Raw genomic sequence first — 13,681 nt, forward strand, 5'->3', positions numbered from 1 at the left:
CCGTGGGCGGGTGCATTGCGGAAGATGGCTCCATAACGATGAGAGGAGACACGCAATGCGGCGCAGACAATTTCTTCTGGCGGCTGCGGCCGGGCTGGCGGTGCCGGGCCTGGCGCGCGCAGCCAACGTGGCGGGGCCGGTGCGCATCGTGGTGGGCTTTGCCCCCGGCGGCGGCACGGATGTGCTGGCACGCGTGATCGGGCAGAAGCTGGGCGTGATGTGGAACACCAGCGTGGTGGTGGAGAACAAGCCCGGCGCCACCGGCGCCATTGCCGCGGCCTATGTGGCCAAGCAGCCGCCGGACGGCACCACGCTGCTGATGGCGCATGTCAACAGCCACGCGATCGCGCCGGCGCTGCTGGACGTCAAGTACGACCCGCGCGCGGACTTTACGCCGATCTCGATGGTCGGGGTCACGCCCAATATGCTGACCTGCCGTCCGGAACAGAAGGTACGCACGGTTGCGGACATCGTGGCGTTGTGCCGCAAGAACCCGGGCAAGATTTCATTCGGCTCGTCGGGCATCGGCTCGGCGCAGCACCTGGCGCTGGAACTGTTCCGGATGCAGGCCAAGATCGACGTGGTGCACGTGCCGTACAAGGGCTCGGGCCCGCTGGTCGCGGACCTGCTCGGCGGCCAGATCGACTATGCCTTCGACACCATGACCGCGGCCACGCCCTTTATCCAGCAGGGCAAGGTGATCGCGATCGCGCAGACGCGCCTGAAGCGCGCGGCCAGCCACCCGAACGTGCCGACGCTGGCTGAGTCGGGCTTCCCGGGCCTGGACGCGGCGTCGTGGTACGGGCTGGTGGGCCCGAAGGGGATGCCGCCGGCGCTGGCGCAGCGCATGAACGAAGACGTCAACCGCGTGCTGGCGATGCCGGACGTGGCCGAGCGGCTGAAAAGCTTTGGCGCCGAGGACTCGGGCGGATCGAACCAGCAGTTCGCCGCCTATATCACCGCGGAATCGACCAAATGGGCCAAGGTGATCAAGGACGCCGGCGTGAAGGCGGAGAGCTGATGGCCGAGCGCCGACGCACCGATGCACGCAGCACGAACCAATTTCCCAGGACGCAACCGATGACGGATTTCCGCGACTCTGCCGACGCCGCCCAGGCCGCCCCGGCCGCCCAGAGCAACGCCACGCCCCTGCCGCTGGCCGGCGTGCGCGTGCTCGATGTCAGCCAGGTCATGGCCGGCCCTTACGCCTGCATGCTGCTGGCCGACCTCGGCGCCGACGTGATCAAGATCGAGCCGCCGGAGGGCGGCGACCAGACGCGCGGCTCGATGGGCTTCAAGATGAAAGGCCCGGATAGCATGGGCTTCCTCAACATGAACCGCAACAAGCGCAGCGTCACGCTGGACCTGAAGACCGAGTCCGGCCGCGCCGTGCTGTACCGGCTGGCGGAAACGGCGGACATCCTGGTCGAGAACTACCGCCCCGGCGTGATGAAGCGCCTGGGCATCGATTACGAGACCCTCAGCCGGATCAACCCGAAGCTGGTCTACTGCAGCATCTCGGGCTTCGGCCAGAGCGGGCCGTGGGCCACGCGGCCGGGTTTCGACCTGATGGCGCAGGCGATGTCGGGCGTGATGAGCGTCACCGGCTATCCCGGCGGCGCGCCGGTGAAGGCGGGCGTGCCGGTGGCGGATATCGGCTGCGCGCTGTTCGCGACCTACGGCATGCTGTCCGCCTATATCGGTGCCAAGGAGACCGGCAAGGGGCAGTATGTCGATGCCTCGCTGTTCGATTCCGCGCTGGCGTTCTCGGTGTGGGACACCTGCGAATACTGGGGCACCGGGCGCGAGCCCGAGCCGCTCGGCACGGCCAACCGCATGAGCGCGCCGTACCAGGCGATGAAGGCGGCGGATGGCTACTTCGTGATGGGCGCGACCAACCAGAAGCTGTGGCAACTGCTGTGCAATACGCTCGACCGGCCCGACCTGCTCGCGGACGAGCGCTTTGCCACCGTCGCGCTGCGCCTGGCCAACCGGCAGGCGCTGATCGGCGCGCTGGAAGAGAGTTTCGCCAAGCAGGGCGCCGACTACTGGATCGAGCAGCTGCTCAAGGTCGGCATTCCGGCCGGGCCGATCCTGACCTACCCGCAGGCGTTCGACAGCGAGCATGGCAAGCATCGCCAGATGCGCATCGAGATCGATCATCCGATCGAAGGCAAGGTGCCCAATATCGGCTTTGCGGTGAAGATGGGCGGTACGCCGCAGCAGGTGCGGCGCCCGCCGCCGCTACTGGGTCAGCACACCGGTGAGATCCTCGCCGAGCTGGGTTTGTCGCAGGACGAACAGCAGTCGCTGGCCGCGGCCGGCGCATTCGGCGCATGAGCGCCCCGCAGCAGGCCGCCGGCGAAGGCGGGGTCACACTGACACGGCAAGGCCGGATCGCGACGCTGACCTTCGACCGCCCCGCCGCGCGCAATGCGATGACCTGGGCGATGTACGGGCAGCTCGCCGAGCACTGCCGCACGCTCGCCGCGGAGGGTACCGCCGGTGCGCGCGTGGTGGTGCTGCGTGGCGCGGGAGGGGAGGCCTTTGTCGCTGGGACCGATATCGCACAGTTCCAACAGTTCGCCGGCGGCGATGACGGGGTCGCGTACGAAGCGCGCATCGACGAGGGCATCGCGCTGGTGGAGCAGCTGCCGATGCCTACCGTCGCGGTCATCGAGGGCTGGGCGGTGGGCGGCGGCCTGGCCATCGCGACCGCATGCGATTTCCGGCTGGCAACGCCGAAGGCCCGTTTCGGCGTGCCGATCGCGAAAACGCTGGGCAATACGCTGTCGGCGCTGAACCTGGCCAAGCTGCGTGCGGCGTGGGGCCTACAGCCGGTGCGACGCATGCTGTTGCTCGCGCAGATTCTGGATGCCGACGCGGCGCTGGCCTGCGGCTTCCTCGAGGGTGTGCATGCGCCCGAGGCGCTGGAAGCCGAAGTCGCCGCGCTGTGCGAGCGGCTCGGCGCGCTGGCACCAGTCACGCAGACCGTCATCAAGGAGTCGTTGCGCCGCCAGACCGTGGCGGCGGTGGCTGATACCGATGATCTCGTGCGGCAGTGTTATGGCAGCGACGACTTCCGGGAGGGGGTGGCGGCATTCGTTGGCAAGCGTGTGCCAGAGTGGCGGGGGCGTTGATTCCACTTTACGGGGCGGCGCGCGCCCCGTCGCAGTTGCCGCTCGGTCAAGCCTGCGACTTCACCGGCACAGAATAAACCACCCGCACAAACTTGGGCGCCGGCTGCCGGCCCACCACGACGCCGCCCATCGCCTCCGCGATCCGGCGGCTCGCCCAGTTCTGCTCCGCGGCCGGATACACAAACCGTGCCGGGCGCAACGTGGCCGTCGCCCATGCTGCCACCGCCAGCACCGCTTCCTTGCCATAGCCGTGCCCGTGGGCGTCCTCGCGGACCCAGATGCCGAACTCCGGCGCCGGCGTGTCGGCATGATGCAGTCCGGCCAGGCCGAGGAAATGACCGTCGCTGGTCCGACGGACCGTGAAGACGAAGTCAGTCCCTTTCGCCATGGCCGGCAGCCATGCCTGCCAGACGTCGCGGAACGCCTCGGGCGACGGGGCGGGGTCCCATTCCATGTAGCGCGCGAGCGTGGGGGTGATGCAGGGCCACACCTCGGCTGCGTCGTTTCCGCAGAAGGGCGACAGGGTCAGGCGGTCGGAGTGGATCAGCGGGGAGGACATAGGCATGGGATAGGTATTGCCGGTCGATCAGTTGCAAACCTGTTCTCCCGCAGTGTACGCGAGGCGCTGGCGGTGTACCGGTCGCGAAGGCCCGGCGATGGCGGCAGATGATCGCGTCCGCACCGCCGTTGCTGTCGTTACCGGAGCGTATGTCAGGTTCCGCTGCTTACAGAGTCGTTTTAACGCCACGAACCGCGCATATCCGGACAATTCTCCAATTGCATTGCAGATGGGGCGTGGGGGGGGGGGGGGGGGGGGGGGGGGGGGGGGCGGCCGCCCCCCCCCCCCCCCCGCCCGCCGCCCCCCCCCCCCCCCCCCCCCCCCCCCCCCCACGCCCCTAGCCTTGGAGAAATCGATGGCCCGTGCTCAACACCCCAAGAAGGAAATTGAAGGTGCGTTAAGACACGCCGAGTCTCGCGGCTGGCGTGTCGAGGCGGCGAAAGGCAGGGGCCATGCCTGGGGACGGATCTACTGTTCGCACAACGACAGCGCGTGCCGTGCTGGGGAATTCTGTGTCATCAGCATCTATTGCACGCCCAGGAGCCCATCCAACCACGCTACCCGAATCCGTCGGATCGTGGACAACTGCTTGCATCGGTACGAAGCCGTAATGCCGGTCAAGCTGACGGAGAAACCACCGCCATGGAATACGCGTTCACCTTGAGATACCAGCTGTCGGCGGATGACAGCGATCCCGACACGCTGGTCGAGCGCCTTTACGAAGCCGGATGCGACGATGCAACCGTGGGCACTGGCGTGGTCGGCCGGATTGCGATTGCCTTTGACCGCGAGGCGGAATCAGCGGCCGACGCCATCGTCAGCGCGCTCACCGATGCCAGGCGCGCCATGCCGTCCGCCACGCTGATTGAAGCGGCACCAGATCTGGTGGGCCTGACGGACATTGCCGACACCGTTGGCATGTCTCGCCAGAACATGCGCAAGCTGATGCTTGGCCATCCGGCTTCGTTTCCGCCGCCGGTGCATGAGGGCGCAAGTTCTCTCTGGCATTTGCGGGAAGTGCTCTCGTGGATGAGCGGCAAGGGTTACGAGATCGAACCGTCGCTCATGGACGTCGCTGCGGCTGCGATGCAGGTCAATCTGGCCAGGAGCGCCGGAAACATTGTCCCGGCGATGGAGCGCCGGATCCGCAAGCTGGTTGCGTGAGGCAGCACAGGGTTAGTTCCGGACCATTCCCTTGCGTCGTCAGGCATCTGGCAGTTCAAGCAAGAGCGGCTGCGCCAGGCAGCGCTCTTCGCAGTTGTTGCCATCGCCGCCGCGGTCCACCACGGCAAAGGATGAGGGCGCGTCCACGGCCAGCAGCATGTGATGCCAGACGCCGGCGCGGTAGTTGACGCCTTGCCTGCCGTTGGTCATGAACGCACAGACCGACTCGGCCTCCAGCGTGTCGCCGGGCGGCGCCACAACGACCAGGAAAGGGCGGTCCGAAAGCGGGATGAACGCCTGGCTGCCGAGCGGATGGCGCTCCAGCATGGTGATTTCCATCGGGAATGCGTAGGGCCGGGCCTCGAACAGGTTGATCAGCGCCCGGCCGCCCCCCAGTTCCACCGTGGCCAAGTCATGGTGACGCATGACCATGCCGCCGTTGATCGGAAAGGCGTTGGGGTCGCCGGCGGGGCGTGCCTCGATGACGTCGCCGAAGGGCGCAAAGGCGGCCGCGCTCAGCGGCTGCGGATGCAGGCGCAACCGGGGGGATGCCCTGCGCGCAAGCGTGGTTTCCATCACTAAGTCTCCTGAACTGAAAATCGCGGCAAGCGGCCCGATGCCGGCGTGCGATTTCGCAATGGCTTGACTGGTCTGACCAGTTGGAGCGGATTCTGCAGCAAGTCGTGGCGCAGCACAAGCGTTGCAACCGGCGGCCGTGCTTGTAACCGCGATAAATCCGGGCTTTCCCCATGTCGACGCCGCCTTGACACCTGCCAGGCGCCTCCCTACCATTCGGCATCTACTGGTCAGACCGGTACGACTAGCGTCCGGCGGCGATCAGACTGCAGCTTGTCGATGACGCGAATAAACCAAGGGAGACTTCCATGATTCCGACTGAAACCGCCCATGCCGGGCCCGATGGCATGGCTATGCCACAGGCGCAGGCCCAGGCCCGTGAGGACGCGGTGTACCGCAAGGTGGCCTGGCGGCTGCTGCCGTTCCTGATGCTGTGCTATGTGGTGGCCTACCTGGACCGGGTCAACGTGGGCTTTGCCAAGCTGAACATGCTGGCCGACCTGCAGTTCAGCGAGGCGGTGTACGGCCTGGGCGCGGGGCTGTTCTTTATCGGCTATTTCTTTTTCGAGGTGCCCAGCAACCTGCTGATGCACCGCATCGGCGCCAAGGCCACGATCTCGCGCATCATGATCCTGTGGAGCCTGATCTCCGCGGCGATGATGTTCGTGCAGACCAGCACGCAGTTCTACGTGCTGCGCTTCCTGCTGGGCGCGGCCGAGGCCGGCTTCTATCCCGGCATGATCCTGTACCTGACCTACTGGTTCCCCTCGCACCGGCGCGCGCGCATGGTGGCGCTGTTCATGGCCGCGATCCCGATTTCGGGCATCTTCGGCGGGCCGCTGTCGGGCTGGGTGATGGAGGCCATGCACGGCGTCAACGGCCTGCGCGGCTGGCAGTGGATGTTCGTGATCGAGGCGGTGCCGTCGCTGCTGGTGGGCGTGGCGGTGCTCTGGTACCTGGACAACAACATCGAGTCCGCGCGCTGGCTGACGGCGGACGAGAAGGCGCTGCTGGCGCGCAATATCGCCGCCGAGAATGCGCACAAGACCGCCCATATGTCGCTGCGTACCGTGGTGACGGACCCGCGCGTGCTGAAAATGACGATGATCTGCTTCTGCACGGTGATGGGCCAGTACGGGCTGACCTTCTGGCTGCCCACGCTGATCAAGCAGACCGGCGTGAAAAGCGTGCTGGACGTGGGCTTGCTGACCGCAATCCCGTTCGGCGTGGCGGTGTGTTCGATGATCCTGGTCAGCCGCAGCTCGGACCGCATGCGCGAACGCCGCTGGCACCTGATCGTGCCGTTCTGCTGCGCGGCCACGGGCCTGGTGCTGAGCGCGCTGTTCAGCCACAACACCGCGCTGTCGCTCGCCGCGCTGGCGCTGGCCGCCGGCGGCAGCCTGGCCACGTCGCCGCTGTTCTGGAGCCTGCCCACCGCCATCCTGTCAGGCGTGGGCGCCGCGGCGGGCATTGCGCTGATCAATTCGTTCGCCAACCTTGCCGGCTTTATCAGCCCCTACATGATCGGGCTGATCAAGGATGCCACCCAGAGCACCGACGCCGCGATGTTCGTGCTGGCTGCGGTGCTGCTTTGCGGCGCACTGCTGACGTACTCGGTGCCGGCCAGGCTGGTCAACAAGTAAGGGGCGGGGCGGGCGGGTTTGTCGGCTAGAATTTCCGGCAACCGGCGCCGCGCCCCGTAGCGCGTCGCCCCTTGCGCCTCATTCTTACTGGTCCCCTGCACGTATGACTGGATCTTCCGCCTCCGTTGCCAACCAGGCCGTCAGCCTTATCCAGCAATGGGTGCGCGATGGCACGTTCCCGGCGGGCACGCTGCTGCCGGCACAGCGCGAACTGGCGGCGAAGGTCGGCATCAGCCGCGCGTCATTGCGCGAGGCGATCTCCACCTTGCAGGGCATGGGCGTGGTGGTGTCGCGCCCGGGCAAGGGCGTCTATGTGACCGCCGCCGGCGACAGCGCCGCCCCCACGCCGCCGTGGCGCTTTGCCGCCACGCATTCGCTGATCGATATCTACCAGCTGCGCTTCGCGCTGGAAGGCCTGACCGCGAGGCTGGCAGCGCTGGCTATCTCCTCCGGCGAGATCGAACAGCTGCGCCAGAACGCGGCCACGATGCAGCGAGCGATCGAGGCCGATGCCTATGATGAGGCCTCGCAGCTGGATTATGAATTCCACACCCTGATCGTCACGGTGTCCGGCAACCAGGTCATCCGCGAGATCCTGCGCGAAAGCGCCGAGGTGATGCGCGAGAGCCAGCGCCTGCCGTACTACCGGCGCGGCGCGCGCAACGCCACCTTCCTGGAGCATAGCGCCATCATCGAGGCGCTGGCCGCGCGCCAGCCGGAGCAGGCGCAACGCGCGATGGAGCGCCACATCATGCTGGCAGCACGCCGGGCCGGCGTGCATTTCCCCACCGGCGACGAAAAAGAAGACTGATCCCCCAGCCGCGCCTCAGTCCAGCCGGAACACCCCCACCGCCCGGTTCAGCCCTTCGGTCTGCACCCGTTGCGCCCGCGCGGCTTCGGCTGCGCCGGCCACCAGTTCGGCGTTCTCCTCGAATGCCGCCTGGATCTCGGCGACGCGTTGCGCCATGCCCTCGATGCCGCTGCGCTGGTGGTCCCCCAGTGTCGCCAGTTCCTGCACCAGCGCGGCGAGCTTGCCGATGCTGGCCACCACTTCGCTCATGGTCTCGCCGGTATGGTCGACCAGTTCGGTGCCGGCGTGGGCGCGCTCGACCGAGGTATTGATCAGGCCGCGGATTTCCCGCGCGGCGGCGCCGCAGCGATGCGCCAGTTGCCGCACCTCGCCGGCCACCACGGCGAAGCCCTTGCCGTGCTCGCCGGCGCGCGCGGCTTCGACGGCGGCGTTCAGCGCCAGGATGTTGGTCTGGAAGGCAATGCTGTCGATCACGCCGATGATCTCGGTGATGCGCCCGCAGGCCTCGTCGATCTCGCCCATGGTCTGGATCACCGACAGGATCTCGCCACTGGCGCGCGCCACCACGGCGCTGGAGGCGCCGGCCAGTTCGCAGGCGCCGCGGGCCTGGTCGGCGCTGGCGCGGGCGGACTGGGTCAGTGACTGCATGTCGTGCATGGTCTGGGCCACGATGCGCGCCTGCGCCTCGGTGCGGCGGGCCACGCTGGCGCTGGTGTCGAGAATGTCGCCAGCGGCATTGGCCACGGTGCCGGCGGTGTCCCGTACCTGCAGCAAGGTCTGGCGCACGGTGTCCAGCGTCTTGCGGAAGGCGCGGGCGAAGTCGCTGTCGGGCTCGGTGCCGTCGCCGGCCAGCGTCAGGTAGCCGGGTTCGCGCCCGATGCCCGCGGCCAGCGCGCTCAGTTCATCGGCGGAGTGGGCGTCGCGTTCCAGCCGCCACGCGATCACGCACAGCACCGCGGTCTGCGCGATGACGAAGGCTGCATGGAACAGCACCATGTTGAAGCTGGGATCGGTGAAGCAGATGGTGTTCCAGCCCCATTGCTGGAAAAAGTTGAAGCTCAGGTGATGCAGCGCGATCACCAGCGCGGCCAGCAGGATCACGCGGAAGTCGCGGTAGGCCAGCAGCATCGACAGCGACACGAACACCAGGAAGTGGAATTCCACCTGACCGTGCGCCTGGTGGATAAGCAGCGCGACCAAGGCCATCATCAGCACCGCCATCGCCAGCCGCGTGGCCAGGCGGGCCGGCAGCGCGACCGCCATCAGCGTGCCGAGCAATGCGATCGGCAGGCCCAGCGTCAGCGTCAGGCCGGTGGATCCATAGTGGTTGCCGACCACCAGCGATAACAGTCCCAGCAGCCACAGCAGTGCCGTCATCAAACGGTCGGCGCGGCGATGCACGGCTTGCAGCAACGGCATGTGCGCCGCCGCCGGCGTGGAAACGGAATTGCCCGCGGCACGGCGGGCAGGTATGGTCGCGGACAGGCGTCCGGACAGTGCGTGGTCAGCGCTGGTCATGATTCCCCGCAGCGTGGTTCGAGAAGACGCTGCACCCCGTCCCTGCAAAGTTATTGTTCTAATGTCTTTATCTTGGGTATTGTGCGGCTGATTATATCGACGCCCATCGCGCGCGGCGGGGCGTTGCCGCCGCCACGCAACACCGGGGGCAAATTGCTGCAATTGAGTGATGTTCGAGGGCTGCGCAAGCGGCTAGGATGTCGGGCCGCGCGCCGCGCGCGCCGCGCGCGCCGCGCCGCCTCGCCGGCTCAATCCAGCAGCGCCACCTGCACGTCGCGCGTGCCCTGGTAGGGATTGCGGCCGTGCCAGACCTGCAGGTTGTCGAGCACCATCACATCGCCGTCGCGCCACGGCCAGCTATAGGTGGCTTGGTCGCAGAGCTGGTCGATATGCGCGCGTTCGGCATCGGTCAGCGGTTCGCCATTGCCCAGCGTGGCGCCGGTGGGGTACTTCTGGCGCTGGCGCCGTTCCCGTTCCTGCTCGGGATGTTCCACCTGCGGCTGCATATGCAGGATCGAGCGGTACAGCCTGCGGCCGGTCTGCGGATGCATCACAAACGGTTCCAGCGCATTGAACACGGTCAGGCTGCCGTCGTCATGCCACGCCGGCTCCAGTCCGCGCTCTGCGCACAGGCGGTTCACCTCGGCCGGATCCTCGGTATGGAACGACTGGTTCCAGCCGCGCTCGTCCATGTGCGCGTAAGAGGCATCGTCCGCATCGCGCCGCGGGCCGAAGTTGATGGCGGTGCGGGAGCCCAGCCGGGCGATCTTGCCAGCCAGTTCCGGATCCATGCGCTCGGCCAGCTGGCGCACGTCGGCGATCAGCGTTTCGCCGCCCACCTCGGCGGTCTTGCGAGAGAAAAAGGCGATTCGGCGCGGGTAGTCGCGGCGGTAGGCCATTTCGGAATGCACCGCCAGACGCACGCTGGCTGACAGCCGCGTGGCTTCCATCACGCGGCCGCTGATGGTTTCGCGCGGGGCGCGGCCACCGGCGTAGCCGCCGTCAAAGACGGGAAACTGTTCGATGAAAGCAGCGAAGTCCTCGGTGCCGACGGTGGGAAAGCCGCGCAGCACGATGCCGCCGTGCTCCAGGATCAGCGCGTCCAGCACCGGGCGCACCGTGCGCGACCACTCGCGGAAGCGCGCGCGCTCGTGCAGCACCGCGCCGGCGGGTTCGATGAACAGCGGCGGGTGGCCGGGCTGCAGCACGTGGCAGTGCACGTCCGGGCCCAGGTCGGGTACTGACACGGCAAAGGTTACGGCATCGGCCGCGAGGATATTCTCGGTCATCGTGGTCTCCATTCGGTATTCGGTCGTACCGGGCTCAGTCCCGGTAGGAAGGATCGATTCGGTCCAGGTCGCGCCGCACCGCCGCCCATTCGCGGTCGCCGCGGATCGGGATGCGGCCGAAGGCCTTGCGGCTGGCTTCCAGCGACGCCTGCGACGGCATCACCAGCTCGCCGCCGGCGACGGCATCGACCTGGATCTTGCAGGCCGTTTCCAGCCAGTAGATGTTGAAGAAGGCTTCGGCGATGGTCCGGCCGCAAACCAGCAGGCCGTGGTTGCGCAGGATCATCGCGTGTTGAGAGCCCAGGTCCTGCACCAGCCGGCCTTGCTGCGCCAGGTCGACCACCGGGCCGGAAAAATCGTGGTATGCGATGCGCCCGTAGAACATGTGCGCATGCTGCGATACCGGCAGCAGCCCGCAGGCCATCGCCGAGACGGCCGACGATGCCCGCGTATGGGTGTGCAGCACGCACAGCGCGTCATGGCGCGCGGCGTGGACGGCGGTGTGGATCACGTAGGCGGCGGGGTTAAGCCCCAGTTCGCCAGCGTCGCCCTCAGGCCGGTAGACGATGTCGCCGTTCAGGTGGATCTTGTACAGGCTGGACGCGGTCACCTCCTGGTACAGCAGCCCGTAGGGATTCAGCAGGATGTGCTCGGGCTCGCCCGGCACCCGCGCGGTGATGTGGTTGTAGATCAGGTCGGTCATGCCGTACCGGTGGATGGCACGGTACAGCGCCGCCAGCTCGATGCGGGCTGCCCACTCGGCGTCCGTGACGGCGGCGGGACGGATCGGATCGGTTTCGCTCATGTCCTGGCTCCTGCGCGTGCGCGGCTCAGTCCAGCCGGATGCCGAGTTCGGCCACCAGTCGCTTGTCGCTGGCGAACTGCGACGCGGCGTAGTGCTGGTAGTCGGCGGTATTCATATAGCGGTTGGGCATCGATTCGGCTTCCAGCGCGCGCACGTAGACGGGGTCCGCCGTGGCCTGGCGGAAGGCGTCGTGCAGCGTGGTGACCACCGCGTGGTCCAGCGCACGCGGGCCGGCAATGCCGATTTCCGACTGCACGGTGATGTCGTAGCCCAGTTCGCGCAAGGTCGGCACGGCCTGCCAGCGCTTCAGGCGCTGCGGCTCGGCCACGGCCAGCAGGCGCACCTTGCCGGCTTCGGCCATGGCACCCCAGCCGGCTTCGATCATCACGTCGACATGGCCGCCCAGCAGCGCCGAGAGCGCATCGGCGCCGCCCTTGAACGGGATGAAGTTGAGCCGGATGCCGGCCTGCTGCTCGAGCCGGCGCACGGTGATCTGGCCGAGCGAACCGGTGCCCACGGCGGCCACGTTGAGCTTGCTGGGGTTGGCGCGCGCATATTCGATGAAGTCGCCGAAGCGCTTCCACGGCGAGCCCGCCGGCACGGAGATGCCGTACACATAGCTGGTCAGGCCGATGATGTAGGTGAAGTCTTTGCGGGCGTCGTAGCTCACCGGCTGCAAGTGGGGCAGGCGGAACAGCGCCGGCGTGATCAACGCCAGCGTGTAGCCGTCGCGTGCCGCGCCGCGCGCCATCGCCGCGGGCCCCAGCGTGCCGCTTACGCCGGGCTGGTTCTGGATCACGATCGGCTGGCCCAGCGTCTTCGAGGCGGCCAGGCACAGCGCCCGCATCTGCACGTCGGTGGCGCCGCCGGCAGTAAAAGGCACGATCAGGGTGATGGGGCGCGCAGGCCAGCCCTGGGCCCGCACGGTGGCGGGCAGGCCGAAAGCGGCCATGGCGGGAGCGAGGGCAGCTGCCGGCAGCGCGTTCAGCAAGGCGCGGCGACGGGCGTCGAAGGTCGGGGGCATGGGGTCTCCTGTTCTGGTCGGCGGCAGCGCGCGCTCGGGTGGAGCCGGATGCGTGCAAGGCGTCCCGTGTGTCCGGGCTGTGCAGGATCACCGTCCTGTGCTGCCTGCGGAAAAGTCTATGGCGCCTGCCTGCGTGCCGGGATGCCGGCTCCCGGCAAAGCGATTCCGAACTGGAATCACGCACTAGAATGGCCGCGCCGGACCGGCAACACCGCGCAACCCCGGCCCGTTACTGGAATGCCATGAAAACCGAAGACCTACGACTGTTCCTGGCGGTAGCCGAGCACGGCAACCTGCACAAGGCCGCAGGCACGCTGGGACTGACCCAGTCGTCGCTGTCCAAGGTGTTGGCGCGGCTGGAGGCGGAAGCCGGCTTGCAGCTGTTCGAACGCATGCCGCGCGGCGTCATGCTGACCGCGGTCGGGCACAAGCTGCTGGCGCACGCACGGCGCATCGTGCTGGCCAATGACGACATGGAGAGCGAGATCAACGACGAGCGTCACGCGCGCGTCGGCCAGGTGCGCGTGGCGACGTTGCCGCACCTGGTGCCGTCGCTGTTCTCGCCGCTGCTGGAGCAGTTCCTGGCCAGCCGGCCGCTGGCCCGGTTCTCGATCGCCACCCACCTGAGCCCGCAGCTGATGGCGGCGCTCCAGGGCGGCGAGGTGGACCTGGTCTGCGCCGCCATGCCGGATGGAGCCACCGAGGGTGTCCAGTACCTGCCGCTGGGGGCGCTGACACTGCAAGTGGTGGCGCGGACGGATCATCCACGCCGCGCGCGCTGGCGTTCGCTGGCCGATCTGGTCGACGAGGCTTGGGTCGCGCCCGCCACCTCGCTCTATGTGCGCAGCGGCTTTGAGGGGCGCTTCACCAGCCGCGGGCTACCGCCACCGCGCGTGACGGTTGAAAGCACCAGCTCGTCGGTGTCGTTTGCCGACCTGCTGCGCAACACCGACCTGCTCGGCATCATGCCCCAGCGCCTGCTGCGACAGGCGGTGGGGCAGGGGCTGCAAGCCATCGAGGGTGAGGACATGTACTGGCGGTATGAGCTGGCCGTGTTCTGGCGAGCCAGCGCCTACCTGTCGCCGCTGTGCCGCGACTTCCGCGATGCGCTGGTGCACTGGTGCGGGGAAGCTGGCATCTGAACAGGCGCAG

Annotated in this window: 14 protein-coding genes; 8 read left to right on the plus strand and 6 right to left on the minus strand. The window is 67.7% G+C overall.

Annotated features, from left to right (window positions below; translation table 11 throughout):
- Positions 1–55 precede the first annotated feature (55 nt).
- Genes LIN44_RS03845 through LIN44_RS03855 form a run of 3 tightly spaced genes read left to right on the plus strand, consistent with a single transcriptional unit; the run spans position 56 to position 3,140 of the window.
- Positions 56–1,021, plus strand: a complete 966-nt coding sequence (locus LIN44_RS03845; RefSeq protein ID WP_227313576.1) for a tripartite tricarboxylate transporter substrate binding protein — start codon at positions 56–58, stop codon at positions 1,019–1,021.
- A 59-nt stretch (positions 1,022–1,080) separates the two neighbouring features.
- On the plus strand, positions 1,081–2,340 hold the full coding sequence (locus tag LIN44_RS03850; RefSeq protein ID WP_227313577.1) for a CaiB/BaiF CoA-transferase family protein: 1,260 nt from the start codon (positions 1,081–1,083) through the stop codon (positions 2,338–2,340).
- The gene (locus LIN44_RS03855; RefSeq protein ID WP_227313578.1) at positions 2,337–3,140 is read left to right on the plus strand and encodes an enoyl-CoA hydratase/isomerase family protein; all 804 of its coding nucleotides are present in this window, start codon (positions 2,337–2,339) and stop codon (positions 3,138–3,140) included. Before LIN44_RS03850 ends, LIN44_RS03855 begins: the two co-directional genes overlap by 4 nt.
- Positions 3,141–3,186: 46 nt before the next feature.
- On the opposite strand, the gene LIN44_RS03860 is transcribed toward LIN44_RS03855, so the two are convergent.
- The gene (locus LIN44_RS03860) at positions 3,187–3,705 is read right to left on the minus strand and encodes a GNAT family N-acetyltransferase (RefSeq protein WP_227313579.1); all 519 of its coding nucleotides are present in this window, start codon (positions 3,703–3,705) and stop codon (positions 3,187–3,189) included.
- Positions 3,706–4,054: 349 nt separating this feature from the next.
- Between LIN44_RS03860 and LIN44_RS03865 the strand changes: the two genes are divergently transcribed.
- The gene (locus LIN44_RS03865; RefSeq protein WP_227313580.1) at positions 4,055–4,363 is read left to right on the plus strand and encodes a hypothetical protein; all 309 of its coding nucleotides are present in this window, start codon (positions 4,055–4,057) and stop codon (positions 4,361–4,363) included.
- Positions 4,342–4,863 (plus strand): AlpA family transcriptional regulator, encoded by a 522-nt coding sequence (locus tag LIN44_RS03870; RefSeq protein ID WP_227313581.1) that lies wholly within the window; start codon positions 4,342–4,344, stop codon positions 4,861–4,863. The genes LIN44_RS03865 and LIN44_RS03870 overlap by 22 nt, the downstream gene beginning before the upstream one ends.
- Before the next feature lie 39 nt (positions 4,864–4,902).
- On the opposite strand, the gene LIN44_RS03875 is transcribed toward LIN44_RS03870, so the two are convergent.
- Positions 4,903–5,439 carry an ureidoglycolate lyase gene (locus LIN44_RS03875; protein WP_227313582.1) on the minus strand — a complete coding sequence of 179 codons (537 nt, stop codon included), beginning with the start codon at positions 5,437–5,439 and terminating at the stop codon, positions 4,903–4,905.
- Positions 5,440–5,747: 308 nt separating this feature from the next.
- Between LIN44_RS03875 and LIN44_RS03880 the strand changes: the two genes are divergently transcribed.
- Together LIN44_RS03880 and LIN44_RS03885 are read left to right on the plus strand one after the other, a co-directional pair.
- A complete protein-coding gene (locus LIN44_RS03880) occupies positions 5,748–7,082 on the plus strand; it encodes an MFS transporter (RefSeq protein ID WP_227313583.1) in 1,335 nt (444 codons plus the stop codon).
- A gap of 103 nt (positions 7,083–7,185) precedes the next feature.
- Positions 7,186–7,893 (plus strand): FadR/GntR family transcriptional regulator, encoded by a 708-nt coding sequence (locus LIN44_RS03885; protein ID WP_227313584.1) that lies wholly within the window; start codon positions 7,186–7,188, stop codon positions 7,891–7,893.
- A gap of 15 nt (positions 7,894–7,908) precedes the next feature.
- Here the strand turns inward: LIN44_RS03885 and LIN44_RS03890 are convergent, their stop codons facing one another.
- From LIN44_RS03890 to LIN44_RS03905, 4 genes are all read right to left on the minus strand, one after another.
- Positions 7,909–9,411: a methyl-accepting chemotaxis protein gene (locus tag LIN44_RS03890; RefSeq protein ID WP_227313585.1), complete on the minus strand. Its 1,503-nt coding sequence runs from the start codon at positions 9,409–9,411 to the stop codon at positions 7,909–7,911.
- Positions 9,412–9,659: 248 nt separating this feature from the next.
- Positions 9,660–10,700: a TauD/TfdA family dioxygenase gene (locus LIN44_RS03895; RefSeq protein WP_227313586.1), complete on the minus strand. Its 1,041-nt coding sequence runs from the start codon at positions 10,698–10,700 to the stop codon at positions 9,660–9,662.
- 34 nt (positions 10,701–10,734) lie between these two features.
- Positions 10,735–11,505: a class II aldolase/adducin family protein gene (locus LIN44_RS03900; RefSeq protein ID WP_227313587.1), complete on the minus strand. Its 771-nt coding sequence runs from the start codon at positions 11,503–11,505 to the stop codon at positions 10,735–10,737.
- A 25-nt stretch (positions 11,506–11,530) separates the two neighbouring features.
- Positions 11,531–12,529 (minus strand): tripartite tricarboxylate transporter substrate binding protein, encoded by a 999-nt coding sequence (locus tag LIN44_RS03905; protein ID WP_227313588.1) that lies wholly within the window; start codon positions 12,527–12,529, stop codon positions 11,531–11,533.
- 242 nt (positions 12,530–12,771) lie between these two features.
- Here LIN44_RS03905 and LIN44_RS03910 point away from each other — a divergent pair, with 242 nt between their 5' ends.
- Positions 12,772–13,671 (plus strand): LysR family transcriptional regulator, encoded by a 900-nt coding sequence (locus LIN44_RS03910; protein ID WP_227313589.1) that lies wholly within the window; start codon positions 12,772–12,774, stop codon positions 13,669–13,671.
- The last annotated feature ends 10 nt before the right edge of the window (positions 13,672–13,681 follow it).

Source organism: Cupriavidus sp. MP-37, from assembly GCF_020618415.1.
GTDB lineage: Bacteria > Pseudomonadota > Gammaproteobacteria > Burkholderiales > Burkholderiaceae > Cupriavidus.